15 protein-coding genes are annotated in these 17,233 nt (G+C 69.6%); 8 read left to right on the top strand and 7 right to left on the bottom strand.

Features of this window, described 5'->3' with window-relative positions; translation table 11 throughout:
* Positions 1 to 19: 19 nt before the first annotated feature.
* On the bottom strand, positions 20 to 2,308 hold the full coding sequence (locus tag OHT57_RS46890; protein ID WP_328743741.1) for a hypothetical protein: 2,289 nt from the start codon (positions 2,306 to 2,308) through the stop codon (positions 20 to 22).
* A 796-nt stretch (positions 2,309 to 3,104) separates the two neighbouring features.
* Between OHT57_RS46890 and OHT57_RS46885 the strand changes: the two genes are divergently transcribed.
* From OHT57_RS46885 to OHT57_RS46860, 6 genes are all read left to right on the top strand, one after another.
* Complete coding sequence (locus OHT57_RS46885) at positions 3,105 to 3,701, top strand: Mom family adenine methylcarbamoylation protein (protein ID WP_443053390.1); 597 nt, start codon at positions 3,105 to 3,107, stop codon at positions 3,699 to 3,701.
* Positions 3,702 to 3,789: 88 nt separating this feature from the next.
* Entirely contained in the window at positions 3,790 to 4,206 is a 417-nt protein-coding gene (locus OHT57_RS46880; RefSeq protein ID WP_328743743.1) for a hypothetical protein, read from the top strand.
* Positions 4,207 to 4,266: 60 nt separating this feature from the next.
* Entirely contained in the window at positions 4,267 to 5,301 is a 1,035-nt protein-coding gene (locus OHT57_RS46875; RefSeq protein WP_328743744.1) for a phosphoadenosine phosphosulfate reductase, read from the top strand.
* A 43-nt stretch (positions 5,302 to 5,344) separates the two neighbouring features.
* Entirely contained in the window at positions 5,345 to 5,683 is a 339-nt protein-coding gene (locus OHT57_RS46870; protein ID WP_328743745.1) for a hypothetical protein, read from the top strand.
* A gap of 133 nt (positions 5,684 to 5,816) precedes the next feature.
* Entirely contained in the window at positions 5,817 to 6,533 is a 717-nt protein-coding gene (locus OHT57_RS46865) for a hypothetical protein (RefSeq protein ID WP_328743746.1), read from the top strand.
* 275 nt (positions 6,534 to 6,808) lie between these two features.
* Complete coding sequence (locus tag OHT57_RS46860; protein ID WP_328743747.1) at positions 6,809 to 7,723, top strand: replication-relaxation family protein; 915 nt, start codon at positions 6,809 to 6,811, stop codon at positions 7,721 to 7,723.
* A gap of 168 nt (positions 7,724 to 7,891) precedes the next feature.
* Here OHT57_RS46860 and OHT57_RS46855 read toward each other — a convergent pair whose 3' ends face one another.
* The 4 genes from OHT57_RS46855 to OHT57_RS46840 all read right to left on the bottom strand — a co-directional run bounded on the left by OHT57_RS46855 (position 7,892) and on the right by OHT57_RS46840 (position 13,268).
* Positions 7,892 to 9,379, bottom strand: a complete 1,488-nt coding sequence (locus OHT57_RS46855; protein WP_328743748.1) for a hypothetical protein — start codon at positions 9,377 to 9,379, stop codon at positions 7,892 to 7,894.
* Positions 9,376 to 10,812: a hypothetical protein gene (locus OHT57_RS46850; protein WP_328743749.1), complete on the bottom strand. Its 1,437-nt coding sequence runs from the start codon at positions 10,810 to 10,812 to the stop codon at positions 9,376 to 9,378. The genes OHT57_RS46855 and OHT57_RS46850 overlap by 4 nt, the downstream gene beginning before the upstream one ends.
* A gap of 497 nt (positions 10,813 to 11,309) precedes the next feature.
* Positions 11,310 to 12,120 (bottom strand): IS5 family transposase gene (locus OHT57_RS46845; protein ID WP_328743750.1). Its coding sequence is split into 2 segments (ribosomal slippage): positions 11,310 to 11,351 and positions 11,353 to 12,120, totalling 810 coding nucleotides; the frame shifts between segments, so codons are not numbered across the junction.
* A 26-nt stretch (positions 12,121 to 12,146) separates the two neighbouring features.
* Entirely contained in the window at positions 12,147 to 13,268 is a 1,122-nt protein-coding gene (locus tag OHT57_RS46840) for a hypothetical protein (RefSeq protein ID WP_328743751.1), read from the bottom strand.
* 1,140 nt (positions 13,269 to 14,408) lie between these two features.
* Here OHT57_RS46840 and OHT57_RS46835 point away from each other — a divergent pair.
* On the top strand, positions 14,409 to 15,218 hold the full coding sequence (locus OHT57_RS46835; RefSeq protein ID WP_328753071.1) for a hypothetical protein: 810 nt from the start codon (positions 14,409 to 14,411) through the stop codon (positions 15,216 to 15,218).
* Here OHT57_RS46835 and OHT57_RS47680 read toward each other — a convergent pair.
* Positions 15,140 to 15,898, bottom strand: a complete 759-nt coding sequence (locus OHT57_RS47680; protein WP_443053655.1) for a helix-turn-helix domain-containing protein — start codon at positions 15,896 to 15,898, stop codon at positions 15,140 to 15,142. The genes OHT57_RS46835 and OHT57_RS47680 overlap by 79 nt on opposite strands.
* A 279-nt stretch (positions 15,899 to 16,177) precedes the next feature.
* Between OHT57_RS47680 and OHT57_RS46830 the strand changes: the two genes are divergently transcribed.
* Positions 16,178 to 16,591 (top strand): hypothetical protein, encoded by a 414-nt coding sequence (locus OHT57_RS46830; protein ID WP_328753070.1) that lies wholly within the window; start codon positions 16,178 to 16,180, stop codon positions 16,589 to 16,591.
* Between the two features lie 36 nt (positions 16,592 to 16,627).
* On the opposite strand, the gene OHT57_RS46825 is transcribed toward OHT57_RS46830, so the two are convergent.
* A complete protein-coding gene (locus OHT57_RS46825) occupies positions 16,628 to 17,230 on the bottom strand; it encodes a hypothetical protein (RefSeq protein ID WP_328753068.1) in 603 nt (200 codons plus the stop codon).
* Between the last annotated feature and the right edge of the window lie 3 nt (positions 17,231 to 17,233).

The following is a 17,233-nucleotide window of genomic DNA, read 5'->3' as shown; positions in this document are numbered from 1 at the left end:
GACTCGGTCCGGTCAGGGTTCAGGACTCCACTTGGGCGAGACGCTGCGCGCACACCCGCAGGCCGTCCTCCCTCCTCAGGGAGCGGTACAGCTCACGGGCCGCCCGGTAGTGCCCGGTCGCCTCGGCGGGACGCCTGCCGTCCTGGGCCAATACGCCCAGGTGCAGCCGGATACCGGCCATCGACAGTCGGTCGCCGAACGGCTGTACCAGCACGAGGGCGCGCTCACACCCGCGTACGGCGGACACTCGCGCGCCGCGCCGGTGGTCGAGGACCGCGTCGCAGTGCACCAGGAGCCCGCGCAACCGCCAATCCAGTTCGAAGCCCTCCATCAGCTTGGCCGTCCGCGACAGCGCCCGCGCCTCGCGGTCCCGGCTTGTGACGATCCGCTCCCTGATCCGGGCCACCGCCACCAGCGCGCTGTTGCGGACATCACCGAGTTCGCGGAAGACGCCGTCCGCACGATCCAGGAGCGCTTTTACCCGGGCCGCATCCTCCGCCTCCACCACGTCCCGCGTCCGGCCGCTGCCGGGGCCCACGCACGGTCCAGGGGTCCAGCCAGCGTCGTCCAGCGCGAGCAGCGCCTCGTTCAACAGGGCGAACGCCTGCCCCCGCTGCTCGCCTGCGGCCTCGAACAGCGCGGTAGCCTCACGCAGGCACCGCAGTCCAGTGTCCGTGTCGCCGCGCAGCGCAGCGCATTCACCAAGGATCTCTAGCGTCCAGGACACACCCCGGGTGTCCGCGATGCCCCGGGCCGTGTCCAGGGCCTCCCGCAGTCGTTCCTGGGCCGCCTGCGGATCCCCCCAACGCAGCTGTACCAGGCCCAGGTTGCTGCTCGCGTCGATGACGCCGAATGGGTCGTCGAGCGACTTAAACAGGTCCACCGACTGTTCCAGCCGCTCGACGGCGGTGTCCTTCGCCCCGAGTTCACGGTCGATCTCCCCCAGGTTGCGCAGTACCGCGGCGCGCGCCCGGTCGGCATCCAGCCGCTCGGCGGCTTCGAGCCCGGTCTCCGCGCAGCGCGCGCCGACGTCCCACAGACGCAGGTTCTCCAGGGCGACGCTGCATGCGTCGGACAACTCCCAGCACAGCCCCCATGCCCCGATATCCCGGCATCGGGAGACGACCGCAGCCAGCGGCTCGCTCTCCAGGCGGAACCAGCCGAAGGGGTCGGTGATCGCGAGCTGCTCGCTCTCCGCGTCGAGCGGATAGCGTGGGGCGTCGGTCCGGCCCAGGTGGCGCACACCAGAGGGATGAACGGCCCGGTCAGCGAGGTCCGCCATCGCCAGGTAGGCCGAGGCGAGCCGGATGACGGCCGCGTCACGGTCCTGGCGGGTCAACTGCCGGGTGGCCTGGCCCCGGGCGAACTCCCGCACCAAGTCGTGCAGATAGAACCGGGACGGCTGGAGCACTCTCGTCCGCTTCGTCCTCACCAGCTGGGCCCGGCAGAGGGCACTCGTCAGCTCCTGCGCCTCCATCAGGGAGCAGCCGCACAGTGCGGCCACCGACCAGTTGGACCACTCGTCTGCGGGATGCAGCCCCAGCAGGTCGAAGGCGCGGCGGGTGGGTTCAGTCAGATGCTCCCGACTGAGCGCGACACTTTGCTCGACGCTCAGATCGCCGAACGTGAACTCGGACAGCAGCCGGTTCTCGGCGCGCTGCCGGGCGAGCCGCCCCAGGAACGAGGTGATCGGCTGGGAGCCGTCCACCAGTCTGCCGCTCAGCACGCGCAGTGCCAGAGGGAGGCCACCGGCGACGTCGGACAGCTGACGGGCGGCCTCGGCCTCCCCCTCGATCCGCTCCCGGCCCAGGACCCGAGACAGCAGCTCCAGCGACTCCGTCACGGACAACCCGTCCAGTCGCAGGCGCAGGCTCGCGGCCAGCCCGCCCAGCGGGTCACGGCTGGAGATGAAAGTGACGCACCGTCCGCTGGCCACCAGCAAGGCCCGGATCTGCTCCTCGCCGTTCGCGTTGTCGAGGATGATCGCGGCACGCCGGCCGGACATAATGGAGCGGAACTCGCGGCTGCGCTCCATCAGGCCAGCCGGGATACGGCGTTCGTCCATCCCCAGGTCACGCAGCCAGCCGCCAAGGACGTGCCGCGCGGTGAGGGGGTTCGGTCCGTAGCCCTGGAGATCTACGTAGAGCTGGCCGTCAGGAAACCTCGCGATGACTTGTTCGACGGCGTGGATGATGAGCGAGGTCTTGCCGATCCCGCCCGGCCCGCAGATCACCCGTATGTCGGCCGTGGGCCCGCCGCGCCGCCTGCCCGATGCGCTGAGTAGGGCGATCTCGTCGGCACGGCCCACGAAGTCGGGTAAGCCAGCCGGGAGTTGATGCGGGACGAGCGCACCTGATAAGGAGCCAGACGAGGCGGACGGACCGGCCCCGGCCCGCGCGGCGAACACTTCGGCGAGTGCGCCAGCGACGCCCGCCGCCGCCAGCCCCCACCAGGAGTGGTTCTCCAGCCCTGCCAGGACAGAACCAGTGGCTGCCGTCCCCACCCACAGGGTCAGGGTGGACGCGCGCCTCAGGCTAGCCACGTACGGAGCACCCTTGGCGGGCCCGAACGGCTCCGTGACCGGAGTGCCGTCAGGGTGCCGGGATGGGACGCACGTATCCCCTGCAAGATCGCCCCCCATGCTCTTGCCGCCGCACCAACCGTTCCCTGCGCTGCCGATGCCCGATGATGATACGGAGCCCGAAGGAGACCCGTCCATACGTGGTGTTGTGGGATGTATGCCTCCCGGACGGGCGAGGCGGGAGCCGCTCCCTCCCGGCGGCCTCCGGGCCCGCGACGAAGTGTGTCCCGACAGCCAGCCTGGGCGGCCAGCCACCCTGGGACGGGCCCGGATCCTGACAGTGCGCCCATCGATCGGAGTCCGTAAACGCCACGGCCCGGCCGGCACCACATACAGCGTCGTGCGCCTCACCGCCCGGATCTCCCGGCGGACGGTCCCGACGGCGTCGCCCGCACGCCGGAGGAGCCGCAGGCCGACGCCCCTCGAGGATCGGCGAGACGACGACGCACCACTGGCGGGAGGGCATACTCCGCCATACCTGTCGGTCACACCATTGACTCATAGGTAGAACAGCCCGTGACCTGTGGGAAGCGCGTCCAACAGTGCGCAGAAGGAGCCGTACACCGAGTCGTTGGTTTGCTCGCGATTCGTCCTGCTGGATGAGTGCCCTGGAAATTCCGAGTCGTGGTTCCTCGCGAACTGCCTAAACCGCCTGCTCGCCAGTGGTGTACACGGAGTCGTCTCGTTCGCGGATCCTGTCCCGCGCCGGGCCGCCTCGGGAGTTCTGGTCATGCCTGGGCACGTCGGCACGATCTACGCCGCCACGAACGCGGTCTACGCCAGCCGGGCCACCGCCCGGACGGTGAAGCTCCTGCCGGACGGCACCGTCTTCCACGACCGCACGGCACAGAAGATCCGCCGCCAGGAGCAGGGCTATCAGTACGCCGAAGCCCAGCTCATCGCGCTCGGAGCTCCGGTTCCGCGGGCCGGGTGCAACCCGGCCGTCTGGCTGCGGGAGGCCCTGGTCGCGGTCGGCGCCCGCAACGTACGGCACCGCGGCGCGCACCGCTACGTATGGCGGCTGGGCCGAAGCCGGCGGGAGCGCGAGCAGATCAAGCTCGGTCTCCCCGCTCAACGGCCCTATCCCAAGCAGCCCGACCCCGAACCGATCGCGGTCTGAAGGCTGTTCAGCCCCGCAGTCCGTACCGCCCGCCGCGGTCGCCCGGTCTCACCGCCCATTTTTCCCCTGCTCTCCCAGGAGGAGACCCATGCCCGCCCTCTGGAATCCGCCGCCGACCCTCTCAGTGCACCAGCTCGAAGGCTTTCCCGTGATCGGCCACGCGCACGGCCCCAAGGACACCGCCCCCTGGTCGACGCGGCCCGGGAACCGAACCCGATACAGCATCCACGCCGTCGACACCGCCCAGAACAAGTTGCTCGTGTCGATCAGCAGCGTCGTCATCGCCGGCGGAGACACCGAGTACCCGCACCCCCAGCGGGGCGTCACCGGCTGGGCTCCCCTCGCGCGTTTCGACCTCATCCTCCTCACTCATCTGCGCACGAGCGGCTCGTACGCCGGACACCAGTGCCACCACCACATACGTGCCTACCCCGAGGCGCGGCCCTGCTGGCACTGCAAAGCCCGTCCTCCCGAGGCCCAGTGCACCCACTTCACCGAGTCCTAGCCCCACCAGACCGGCCCCGTCAGGGCTGCCCGCTAGCCCGCCCAGCAGGAAAGAGGAACCATGTCGCACCCCACCCCCCTGTATGCCGACCTGGTTGCGTTCGCCGCGACCCGGCACCGCATCGTCATCAACCTTTCCGGCGGGAAGGACGGCCCTGTGGCCGGCCTGATCGCGATGGACGCCGCCCGCCAGGCAGGCGTCGCCGACCGCGTCTGGACCGCCCACGCGAGTCTGGGACCGATGGAGTGGCCCGCCGTCACCGTGGACGGAGTTCGCTGGCCGAGTGCCAGCGAACTCGCTGCACAGCACAGCCAGGCCCTCGGCGTGCCGCCCGAGCGGCATATCGAGGTCCGGCGCAGCCGTGAAGTCGGCGGTGAACGGGTGCCGTTCGACCTGCTGACCTTCATCGCGGAGCGGGGCGACTGGCCGTGGCTCGGCCGGGCCCGCACGTGCACGGGCCCGTGGAAGACGAAGATGGTGTACCAGGCGTTCACTCCCCAGGTCCGCGCGCTCAGGAAGGAGACGGACGGCCCGCTGATGTTCGCGAATATGCTCGGGATGCGGGCCGAGGAGAGCCCGGACCGGCGTAACCGGGAGATGTGGCGCCGTACGACCGACAACTCGGCCCGGGTCGTCGACGAGCGGTTGCCTGCCCACCTGGTGAGCACCGAGGAGGTCTGGGAGCGCACGATCATTGCGGGGCTGCCCTACCACTGGTGCTACGACTCGCATCCCGGTGCCAAGGACCGGCGTGGCTCCAGTCGCTGCTCGTGCTCGGCCTGCACCCTGGCCAACCACCGCGATCTGCTGCTGATGGCCGGGCGCCGGCCGCGGCTCGCCGAGCTGTGCGCGCTGGTCGAACGCGTCCGCCAGGTGCCGTTCAACCCGAACATCACCATGGCCGAGCTCATCGCGTTGTCCCGCCGGCGCAATGCCCCCGACCCCGGCGTCGTGGTTGAGGAGACCGAGGACTTCGAGCGGATGGAACGTGACGTCCACGCCGCCCTGTGCAAGCCGCCCACATGGGACTCCAAGGCCCGCACCGGGCCGGGCGAGCTCCTGCACAGCGCCGCCGGGTGCGACGGCTGCCACTGACCACCACCCCGCACACCGCCCCTCTGGAGGGATACTTCTCATGATGACGACCACCCAGTGCATCCTCGATCTCGCTGCAGCGGCACCGGCCAGCCACGGCGAGGACCTGGTGCTGCTCCTGGCCGAGGCGAACGAGCTGTACCAGCAGGGCCTGCAGGAGCTGCACCGGGAAGTGGCAGCACGTCTCGACGGGCTGGCCATCGCGGACCTGATGTTCGCCGCGGACACCGTCGGCATGCCCTGTGATGCCTCTCAGGGCCGCGACGAGGTGATCCTGCTGCTGGCCCTGGTCGAGTGGGAGATGACGCCGGCCGCCATGGCCTACACGGAGATGGCCGCGGACGCCGCACGCCGGGGTGTCTGTCTGATCCGCGAGGAGTAGGCCGTGCGCCGTGGGGCGGCCGGCCGGGAGAAACCTTGAGGCGCGGGCTGGACCTCCGACCGAAACTTCTGCCATTATTTGTTTTGCGAGCCGGGCAGGCCGGCTAGCTGCTGACAGGACGGACGGTTCTGCCATGACCTCGCAACGTGAGCCTCGCCTGGCCGACGCTGCCGAGATCGCGGCCGAACAGGGCCTGACACCCGCACGGATCACCGGCCTCTATACCGAGCGCGCGGAGAACGCGGCTGGCGAGACATTTCCCGAGCCTGTCGACAAGCGCGGCCGCGCCCGCCTGTGGGACCACGCGGAGGTCACCGAGTGGTTCGCCCACCGGGCGCTGGCACGGCTCGCTGAACACGCACCTCCCTCCCTCGCCCCGGAGACGTTGCTGAACGCGGCGGACGCCTCGAGGTATCTCGGTTACAAGAACCCCAACCAGGTCACCACCTTCGTGCGCGACCACCCCGGTTACTTCCCCGAACCGGACGTCGTCGAAGAGAAGGGCACGGCGGAGAACCCTTACCGCCGCCAGCTCTGGAAGGTGCAGACCCTGCAGGAGTGGATGGCCAGCCGGCCCGGCCGCGGAAGGCGAGCCGGAGCCAGGGAGGCACCGCCTCTGCCCGACGTTCCCGTCGACGGTGATCCCGACGAACTGCTGGGGGCGAGCCAGGCAGCCGCCTTGCTGGGGTACAAGAGCGTCGGCTCCTTCTCCAGCAGTCTGTCCCAGGGCAACCTTCCGCTGTTGAAAGACACGGACGGGGTTGCCGAGAATGCCGGGCGCCAGAACGGGCGCCGGCGGTGGACGCGCCGGCGCATCCTCGATCAGGCCGCCCAGCGGTCCAAGCGGTAGTACCCGGTGGTGAGCGGACTTCCGCGCACCACCCCATGAACGCGGTCCCCGGTTTTTGGGAGTTGGTCCCTTGCGGGCCGGGTGTCGCACGATGGCCGGCATGGCGTGGTTCGCCACCACGCCCCGCAGCGGCAGATGCTGCTGCGGACCGGCCATCGCCTGTCTTCTGACCGCCCCGACCATGGCCCCGACCACGACGTTGTTCTTGGGTCGTGACCTTGGTCGGGGTCCCGTGGTCGGGGGTCGGGTCGGGGGCTGAGGGTTGTCTCCCCTCCATGACCCGTTCCACTTCAGATGTCGCGGCCGCCGAGCTGGCCCCCAGCCCTCGTGAACCATTGCGCTTGCAGGTCCTGACCGCGCTCGCCCTGCACCGGATGGCCACGACCGGCCAGCTGCGCCAGATGCTGCGGCCGGACGGCTCCCGCCAGTTGCTCTCGCGGGTGCTGAACAACCTGCGCTCCACGGGCTTCGTCGACCTCACTCCATTGCCGGACTCGGCCCGCTCTCGTACGCACGCCTGGTACCTCACGCCTGAGGGCTCGCGTCTGACCCGCGATCTCCCCATCCTGCGGGGGCGTCCGCCGTACCCCATCACCTCAACTACCGCGGCGTCGCTGAAGACTCCGCACACGCTGACCGTCACACGGTCCCACCTGCCGTTTGCGGCAGACGCCCGCCGGCTCGGGCACGAGCACGGTCCGTGGGACTGGACTCCCGAGGTATCTCACCCCATCGGTGAGGGCGAGCGGCTCGTGGCCGACGCCGTCATGCACTACACCGTCGTCACCGGCGACCACCGGCGGAAGCTGCGCGCGTTCGTGGAGGTCGATCGCAGCACCATGAGCAGCGAGCGCCTGGCCGTGAAGTTGATCGAGTACGCCAGATTGTTCCAGTACGAGGCCCAGCCCGTCGGCCGCCGCCGCCCCGTCTCCACCGGCCCGGCCTGGCTCCGCTGGTATCCGCTCTTCCCCCGCCTACTTTTCGTGCTCACCGGCGCCTCCCGGGCCCGGCTGGGCGACCGAATCAGCGATCTGCAGGCGATGGTCACCCAGCACCCGCTCGTCGCAGCCCTCGCCCGCGAAGTCCAGCTCGGAGCCGTCGTCCTGGAGGACATCGAAGAGCACGGTCCGTCTGGGTCGGTGTGGGTGCCGCTGACTGGGGGCGAGCCCCGCCCGTGGACCGGTTTGTAATCGGTCCACGGCCGGCCCCCGGACGGGAGCAGGAAGCCGGCGCCCCGGACTCCGGTCTGGGGCGCCGTGCTGTTGGGCCGATCTGCTGGCCCCTGAGCTTCGGGCCGTTGGAGGGGCCGGCCGGCTCGTCGGCCTCGTCCATACGGGCCGCAATGCGTCGGCAGCCCCTCACTTCAGGCGGGAGAGTGGGGGCAGCAGGCCGTCACCGGGCCAGAAGTCCTGCTCGGCTACGAGGACGGCGAGGAACCTGTCGACCTCGGCGAGAACCGCGGCACGGTCTTTGGGCCCATAGGCGATGAATTCGTCGGCTGCGGCGTCGAAGGCGCGCACCTGGCTGTGCGGGGCGGCGGTGATGAGGGCGCGTGCGATGTCGGGGAGGCCGAGGCTGAGGGCGTCGCACTCCCTGGTGTGGACGAGCTGCACGAGGCCGGTAATAACTTTCTCCCAGTCGCCGACCGTCGGCCAGTGGGCGCCGCCGCCCAGTTCGTGGGTGAGGGTGGAGAGCGGGATGATCTCGCCGGGCCTGCGTCCCTGGGTGAGGCGGTCGTGAATCCGGGCGCCGTCGGGCTGTTGCACCTGGGGGTGGAGCAGGGAGGCCGCGGTGACCAGGGTGGTGTTGATCTCCTGGGTGCCGTCGCCGGGGTAGTACGGCTCGTGCGCGAAGAGGAGATAGACGTCCGTGGTGCGGGCTGCGTCGTCGGGCGGGGTCTGCGTCATGGGTCGGTATCCCTTCAGCGGTGACGTGTCGGTGTTGGGCGAGGGTGTTGGCCGTGCCGCGGGTTCGAAGCCGTGCGGGAGCGGGCCCAGCGGGCCGTTGCCGCCGTGGGGCTGGCCGGCCTCGCTGGGAGGCGGCTCGGCGTGGGTGCGCTCCACGGTCTGGGCGACTTGGTAGGCGAGCTGGGCCATCAGCCGTTCGCGGTCGATGAGGCGGGGCGAGGCCGGGCGGGTGTCCTCGTTGTGGAGCAGGCCGGCGGCGTCCCACAGCAGGGTGTGGCCGAGTTCGGCCGAGCGGTGCAGTTCGTGGAGGTCGCTGTCGGCGGCGGCGTGGACGATGTTGGTGTGCAGGGCGGCGAGCCTCTGGAGGTACTGGCAGGCGGCGTCTCCTTCGACGATGCGGACGTGCTCACGGGTCCGGTCGTCGAGCCGGTCGGGCAGGGCTTCGGTGAGCAGCGGGGCGAGCAGCATCGCCGGCAGGACGACGTCGGTGGGCACGTCGTGGCTGAGGGCGTGCAGGGCGGCGAAGAGGCTGATGATCCCCACGAGGACGGTGGAGAAACGCAGGGTTGCGGGGCTCGTGGCGGTCGGCGCGATGCGGTGCGCGGGGTGCCGGGTCAGCCGGCGCAGGGCCAGCCGCTGTGTGAGCGTCGCGCCCGGGGTGAGGACCCCGATCTGTCGAGGGAGGCCGGGCAGGGTGCCGTTGCCGGGCACGGTCCAGGTCAGCCATCCCCACCCGGTGCGCTCGTGCACGAGCGCGGGCTCGCCTGTGCCGGTGCACGTGGTGCCGGTGCACGTGGTGCCGGTGCACGTGGTGCCGGTGCAGACGTGGCCGGTTCGCAGGGCGCGGGATTGTTCTTCCTCCCACCGTCGAGGATCGCGGGCGAAGGGCCGCAGCGGCTGCTGGGGTGCCGTCCGGGGTGTGTGGAGCGTGTCTGTCATGAGGTGCTCGCTTCCAGAAAGCCGGTCCCGGTCAGGGCGGAGGTGCAGGTGGCGCAGCGGCCGTCGCCGTCGGGGTGCGCGCGACGGGGAGTGGGGCCTGGGCAGGTGCGGCACAGCGGCCAGCCGAGGCAGGCCGGGCAGAGGTCTTCACCGGGGGCGGTACCGGGCCTGCCGCAGCCTGCGCATTCGACGAGCGCCCGGTAGGTGAGCGCCTGGCCGACCGTGCGGGCGGCGGCGGACGACGACGTGGTGGAGGGCTGCGTCGTCCACGAGGCCCCGCCCGGGCCGGCGTCGTCGAAGCGGGCAGCAGGAGGCGGGTAGAGCTGCGCGGAGCGCAGCCGGGCGGCGACGATCGCGTCGACGGAGGTGCGGATCCTGTTCGGCAGCGGGCGGCCGGTGATGACGTGGCGCAGCTGCGCGGAGTTCCAGCCGGCCTCCAGCATCGCGGTCATGACCCGGCCCTGGTCGTACAAGGCCTTCTCCTGCAGCAGCAGTCCGGGGTGGGCCGACCCGATCGACAGCAGCAGCCGGGTGCCCGGATCGAGATCCTGCCGCGCCGGCGTGTCCGTCCGCTGCAAAGGCACAGCCGGGCGGCCGCTCGTGCGAGCGCCGCGGGCGCACGGAGGGAGGGAACTGGTCTTCTGCTGGTTGGTCTTCTTACTGCTGGTGTTCTTTGCGGGGCGGCCGGCCAACGCAGGGTTATCCAGTCCTGGATTTCCCGACTCTGGCCCGGACCTGGTGTTGTGCAGGGCAGGCAGGTCGGTGATGACGTACGTGGCCGAGCCGAGGGTGCCGTCGGGATGACGGTCGCGGTCCCGCCGCAGAAATCCGTGCCGCTCGAGCTCCCCCAGCCCGGCCGCCACCGCGTCCACACCCTCGCGCCCCCGCCGGGCCAGGTCCGCGACCGTCAGGTGCCAGCCCTCGCGATGGGTGCTGATCAGACCGAACAGGCCCTTCGACTTGAAGGACATGCGCCTGTCGCGGAACAGGCCGTTGGCGATCTGCGTGAACCCGTCGCCGGCCATCACACCGCGGCGGATGCCCATGCCGTAGCCGCCCCGGCCGTCCGCAGGTGCCGACGGCGCGTGGAGCGCTGTGGCGGCGTCCGCCATGAGAGCGTCGGCGAAGACGGGGTGGTCGGTGATGGAGTAGACGGCCTCGCCGAGCGTGCCGTTCGTGCGGCGCAGGCGTTCGCGGAACAGGTAGCCGTGGATCTGAAGTTCCTTCAGCCCGGTGCGCACTGCGTCCCGTCCGTCGGGTCCGGAGCGGACGAGGCCGGCGACGGTCACCTGCCAGCCGTTCTGGTGGGTGCTGATGTATCCGAAGAGGCCTTTCGCCTTGAAGCTGACGCGGTGGTCGCGGAACAGGCCGTTGGCGATCTGCGTGAACCGGTCCCCGGCCATCACACCGCGACGAATCCGCGCACCGGTCATCACGCGCCCCCCAGCGCACTCGACACGCTGGGCGCACTGGGCGCACTGTGTGCGCCGCAGCCGGGGCATCCCACACCGCTCACGGAAGCGAGACGGCCGGTACCTGCGGTAGAAGGGACATGCGCGAGATCCATGCAGGCAGCCCACCCGCCGATACCGACCACCACGGCGGCCACAACCCCCGACCACCCATCACGATCCGGCACCATGCGCACTCGGCTGCCACGGTCCGGCCCATGGCCGGGCCGACCACACCCCCGACCACGACCTATGCGCCACGAGACGGGCAGGCCGTTCCGCGAGGTCGGCCTGTGGAGCCCGGCGGACAGGCAGAGTCAGGTGATCGCCTACCGCCGAGGGGGGCCCTGCCGCTCGCACTCCAGGGCCTCTTCACCGAGCAGTCCCAGCGCCTTGGTACAGCCCGCATCATCTGGCCAAGACGGTGACGTGACCCGCCCTTCAATGAAGATCTCGGGTCTGACCTCTTACTGATCGTTTCAAAATGCCTTCCGGAGTCGGCGAAGGCAGATGATTCCGCAGGGCCAGCTCCAGCAGCCCTTGGTGGAGATCGGCACGGCGCTCGTAGCGGATCCGCAGCCGTTTGAACTGATGGAGCCAGGCGAATGTGCGCTCGACTAGCCACCTGGTGCGCCCAAGGCCCGAGCCGTGTGCGACCCCGCGTCTGGCGATGACGGGCTTGATCCCGCGCGCCCACAACAAGCGGCGGTACTTGTCGAAGTCGTAGCCGCGGTCGGCGTACAGCCGTTTGGGCCGATTGCGGGGACGACCGCGCAATCCCCTCATACGTGGGATCCCTTCCAGTAACGGGATCAGCTGCGTGACGTCGTGCCGATTTCCCCCGGTCACCAAGACGGCCAGCGGTGTGCCGTGCTGGTCGACGATCACATGGTGCTTGGAGCCAGGACGCGCACGATCGACAGGTGAAGGACCGACAGGGTCTCCCCCCTTCAGAGCGCGGACGTGAGAGCCGTCCATCGCGGTGTCGTCCATCGCGAGCAGTCCCCATGCTCTCAATGCACCAAGGAGAGCGTTGTGGAGGCGGGGCCAGACACCAGCCTCGGTCCAGTCCCGAAGCCGACGCCAACGTGTCACCCCTGAGCAGCCGACGACCTGAGCAGGAACATCCCGCCATGCGACGCCCTTCCGCAGCACGTAGACGATGCCGGCCAGAGCAACCCGGTCCGGTACCGGCAACCGCCCAGGATTGCGGTACCGCCGAGAACGCCGCGGCGGGAGCAACGGAACTATCCGCTCCCACAGGTCATCAGGAACAAGATCGGCAGACATGCGGCAGATCCTGCCCCGACATACCTTCAGCCGGGAGTCGTTACATCGGCCGGTGCCTGAAACGACCGACTCTCCCCTCGGTTTCCGAAAGCCGGATACCCCGGCAGCGGGGCCACCTCCCAGCCTCCGGCGACCTCACGCAACAACAACCGCATCGTCTCCGCGAACGCCGGGAACTCCTCCAGCGTGCTCGCCATCTCCCAGCGATGCCTCAGCACCTGACGCCTCGTCGGGACCGGACGCCGAGTCCGGTGCAGCGGCTCGTCCTCCACGGTGCGAGGAAGCATCCTCACCGTCGCGTCCACCGTCCAGACCGCTACGGCCTGCCGCATGCCGGCCTGCCACACCTCGTCCTCGGCCAGCGCCGGGTACACACCGACGACCTCCGCGCGATACGCCTGCTCGATCTGTGCGGCGATCCCGGCCGGCAGGGTGAAGACACACCAGCAACTGGAGAACGGCATCCGGCAGTACGCGGCCGTCAGGAACACCGACTGGTAGCAGGCCGCCTCGAAGTCGATCAGCCGCAGCCCCTGTGAGGTGAGCAGGTTGTTGTCGGGACACGTGTCGCCCGGGGTGAAGGCCGGATACTCCTGCCCACCCGCTGTCCCGATCCGGGCCAACTCCCCGGCAAGGCCCTGCGGAACTGCGATTCCGGCGCCGTCGAGCAGCACGAGCAGATCGGTGGCCCTCCGCGCGATCCACGGCTCGTCCCCCCAGGACAGCATGCCCTTGTCGTAGCGGGACCACAGCCGCGCGAGATCGGCACGCCGGTGCACCGACGCGGCAGCCAGCTGCCCAAGCCCGCGGGCCCAGGCCAGCAACCCGCTCTCCGCAACCGCCGGATCACTCCCGAGCAAAACATCCGCCAGAGTAGGCGCGTCCCCGAGATCCGCCATGACCAGCAGGGGAACCTCAAGGTCCACACCCAGCACCTCAGGACCGGCGATCCCGAGAGACAGCCCAGCGGCCTCAGCCGTGAAGCCGCGCAGGGACTCCCGCTCGTTACCGAACGCCTTGACGATCACACTGCCGCCACCGGCCGTTTCACAACGCAACACGATGCTACGCGAGCTGCCACCCAGATCAACCGGACCGGACAACTCGACACCCAACAGTTCACCGGCGGCACGCAAGATCGACTCCACCCCGGCATCCTGCCACCACCACCTCGGACACCGTAGGCCGCTATGTGAACACCAACCATTTCGAAACGATCAGTCAAGCCCCAAGCAAGCCCCTGCCACGCCCGCACGGACTTATGCGCGCCCGGCCACCCAGGCGCCGAACGGCCTCTCCGGAACCTTCGGATCCCGGGCACGGCCCAGTGGCGGGCCCAGGGCCCCCGCCCCAGCCTCGCGTTCCTCGTACCGCGAACCGACGACACACACATCAACACATCACGTCGCGGCACTCACCCCTGAGCTCTCCACCACCCTCCCCGCCCTCCCCATCCGACACCACGAACCCTTCCGAACCGATCCAGCACCTGGAGAAGCACAATGAGTAACGAACAGCACACCCCCAACCCCGACACCCCCGACGCAGCAGTCGGTGCACATCCGCCGCAGCCCGCCACAAAAGCCCGGGACAAAACCACGGAAAGACCACGGAAAGACCACAGACCGGAACGACATCGCGAAGAACACCGGCCTGACCGCAACCCGCGAAACGTTCCCCGGAACACTCCACGTGGTCGCTGCCACGATCCGCAACACCCTCCTCACAGATACCAGCACGGAATGAACCCACCCACGCCGGCAGCCTGACCGCCGACCCGTGCCCCGCCGCCCGCGGCGAACAACGATCCGATCCGGCTGCGCACCCGGTACGCACTGCCAACTGCGCACCCCCCACGGGCCGGTGCGCAGACACTGCGCACCAGGCCGCGGATCCTGCGCAATCCACGTACGCGTGTGAATGCGCAGCCCCCACCCGGATGCTCGGGAGCCGGCTGCGCATCCCCCTGCCACTGCACATCCGCCTGCCACTGCACAGTCCCCCAGCGCGGGAGTCCCGCAGGGCCGCACACCCGCAGGAGTGCACCCCGCATTACGCACCGGGCGCCACCAACCCCGATCGCCAGGTGACCCGGCATATCGCAACAAGACCCCGCCAGGGGTGCGAAACGCCCCGGTCGGGGCCGTGGTCGGGGCGACCACGGACCCGACCACACATTTGCATCCCCTTCGTGACCGTGGTCGGGCCTTCATGGCCGGTGGCCGGGTCAGGGCTACCGGCTGCCTCGCGTCAGAAACAACAACCCGCTCCCACATGAAAGGTCGACAATGTCACCTCGCAACCGTCCACCGGCGTCCTGCGCAGTCACCATCACCGTCACCGCGTACCTCCTGGGCTGGTTCCCCGAGGAGGCCGACGCCACCCTGCCCCCGCTGCTGGCCTGCCTCGACGGCGAGCGGGACCCCGTGTGCGCCGCCACGGTCCTCGTCGCGGTCGGGCTGCTCGCCGACCACGACCCGGACGGCCGACTCCGGCACCACCTCGACCACGAGCACCCCTTGCCGCGCTGGGCCGCCGCCACCGCCCTGACCCGCCTGCTGGTCGCGCACCCGGCCGCCGCACCCGGCCTGCCGCCAGCGGAGCGCATCGCCGCCGAGCTGGCAGCCTTCGGCGCCGGGCCCGCCCCCGAGTCCGCCACCGCCCACCACGCCGGCGACCTGCACAGCTACACCGTCCGCAGCCTGCTCCACCTGATGGGCGCCGCCAAGGACCCGGACGGAGTCCTCCTGCAGATCGTCCGCACCCTGCCCGGTATCAAGGAGACCAGAGTCGTGCCCCGCCCGCTGGCGGTCCGCGCCGAGAACCTGCTGGAAGCCCTGTTCGACCCCGCGGACACCGCACCGGCGTTCACCGAGCTCTCCCCCGGACGCCGGGAGTTGCTGAAGGTCCTGGCCGAGCTGCTGACCGCCGCCGACTTCCAGCCCGTGCCGTTCGGCTCAGACCTCCACGAACGGTTCACCCAGTACAGCCTCCCCGGCACCCGCCCAGCCCTGCGCGCCTACGTCGACCTGTCCACCGAAGGCGAAGACCCCACTGCACCCCTCTCCGACCCCTGGGAACCATTCCGCAACCACTGAGCTTGCCTGCCATCTCGGTCAGCTCCGGGGCCCGACCCTCCCACGGCTGGGCTCGCCCTCGAGGAGCTCAGGGCCTGGGCGCGTGCCCGATGAGCTGGGCGACGTAGAGCGTCGTAGCTTGCCTCCAAGGTTTCCAGTGTCGTCGCCGCGTCGCGGGCGGACAGCCGACCGAATACCTTGAACCAGGCGCGGAACCAGGGCGCCAGCGACTCGTCGTCGATCCCGCAGGTTTGCAGGAAGGCGACGTACTGCCGGAGGTCTCGGGGAACACGGCCGGTGGTAATGGCGTGGGCGGTGCTGCGCGGCAACCACCGTGAGGACAGCGCCAACGTCCGAGACACCGGGCGGCCCCTCTGCGCCCAGGCGTTGCGCAGCGCCTGGCTGAGACCGGCGACGTCTTCGACGCTCTGCAGGTCGGGCCGGACACCGGACCGGCGGAAGTCTCGCTTGGCCTGCTCAACAGCTCGCACAGCTCTTCCGTACATGAGCTCGGTGTAAAGGCGATGCCTGGAGTCACCTGTGCATCCCCCCACGTACGCGAGCATCACCGGGTGGGCAGGCAGGGTCCTGCCGCCGGCTGCACGCTTGAGGTGGGCAGCCGAGCAATTGCTTCGTACGGCGAGTTCGCCGTACGAAAGGCCCGCCGTCCGACGCAGTCGGCGCAGGTACTCGGCGAGCATGCCCAAGGCCGGCACGGTGTGGTCGACCGGCGATTCCGGACGCGCCATCATCGCCCGCCCATCAGCTGCCAGAACCGGACGCCAGTGCGGCATTCAACAGGCGCCGCAGCAGACCGCGTTTCCCGCCGCCGCTAGGCCGTGTCTGATAATGATCATGTTGCGCGGCTTTCTCTGTGGAGTCGACTGGTCGCATGTGGGAGGGTCCTGCATGTGATCAGTCAGGATGGCGTCCGGGTCCGGGAGCTCGTACTCGGGGACGGAGTTCGCCCTACAGACGTTGTGCGTGTTCATCGCGAAGCGCTCTACGTGCTGCGTTCGAGCATCGACGCCGCGCACATCGACGCCTACAGCGGCGACGCCTGGCCGCCAGAGGTTCTGCACTCGTATGAGCGTGCCTTGTTGCTGGCTCAGCAGGAGGTCGCGCGCGGTAGCCGCTCCCGGCGTGCCGATCCTGGGATGGGGATCGACATTGATGTCCGGGACGACGGGCAGTTCGAAGTGCTGTCCGACTTGGTTCCTTACACGATCCACGCTGAAGGCTGGTGGGACGGTCGGCTGGTCTTCAGTGCCAGTGACTCGGGAACGTCCCTGTGGATTGAGGTCACGCAGGAACAGGAAGCAGAACTCCTGTCCCGATTGGCTCTGCTGGGGATCCCACCAGGTGCGCTCACCGAGCTGACATCCAGGCGCTAATACTCCAGCTGTAGATCGCTCTTGAGCTGCTGGATCCTACGCTTTCCGTGGCTTGCGCCGCCTGCCCCAGCTGCCTTGCGGCCGACTCCGGTCCTGGGCCAGCATCGCCGCGTCGAACTGGACCTTGCTGTTCACTGCTCGTGGTTCAGGTAGGAGCGTGGTCGCCATCGATCGCCACGGGATTGCTGAGGCCCAACCGACCAGGGGCATGGTCTCGTCGTAGTGCGGGGCGAACTGCGCGACGGCGATGGCGGGCATCTGGTGGTTCAGACTGCGGACGTGTTCGAGGAACGTCTGGGGCAGCGAGACGTGGTGGGTTTCCAGGTAGTGCGGGAAGTCCTGGCGCCACAACCAGGTGCCATCAGTCACCAGCGACGAGCATCCCGAAGAGTGTCGATGGGCGTTGCCGGTGATGATGTCGTGGCCCCCTTCCATGACGTCGATCAGGACGTGACCGGCGTCCAGGTAGGCCACCAGGTCCGCCTCATCCGGCTCGCCGACGGACCGGACGGCGTCGCGGATCGATCCGTTCGGCTGGCCGGAGCGGGTGTCGAGTTCGTCGTAGAAGCCCAGCAATTCCAGCACTGCGTCTCCTTCGACGAGCCGTTCCACCCCGCTGGCGCTGGCAGGTGCGGCCACCGT

This window comes from Streptomyces sp. NBC_00285, from assembly GCF_036174265.1.
Lineage (GTDB): Bacteria > Actinomycetota > Actinomycetes > Streptomycetales > Streptomycetaceae > Streptomyces.
This window is presented reverse-complemented; position numbering and strand designations above follow the sequence as displayed.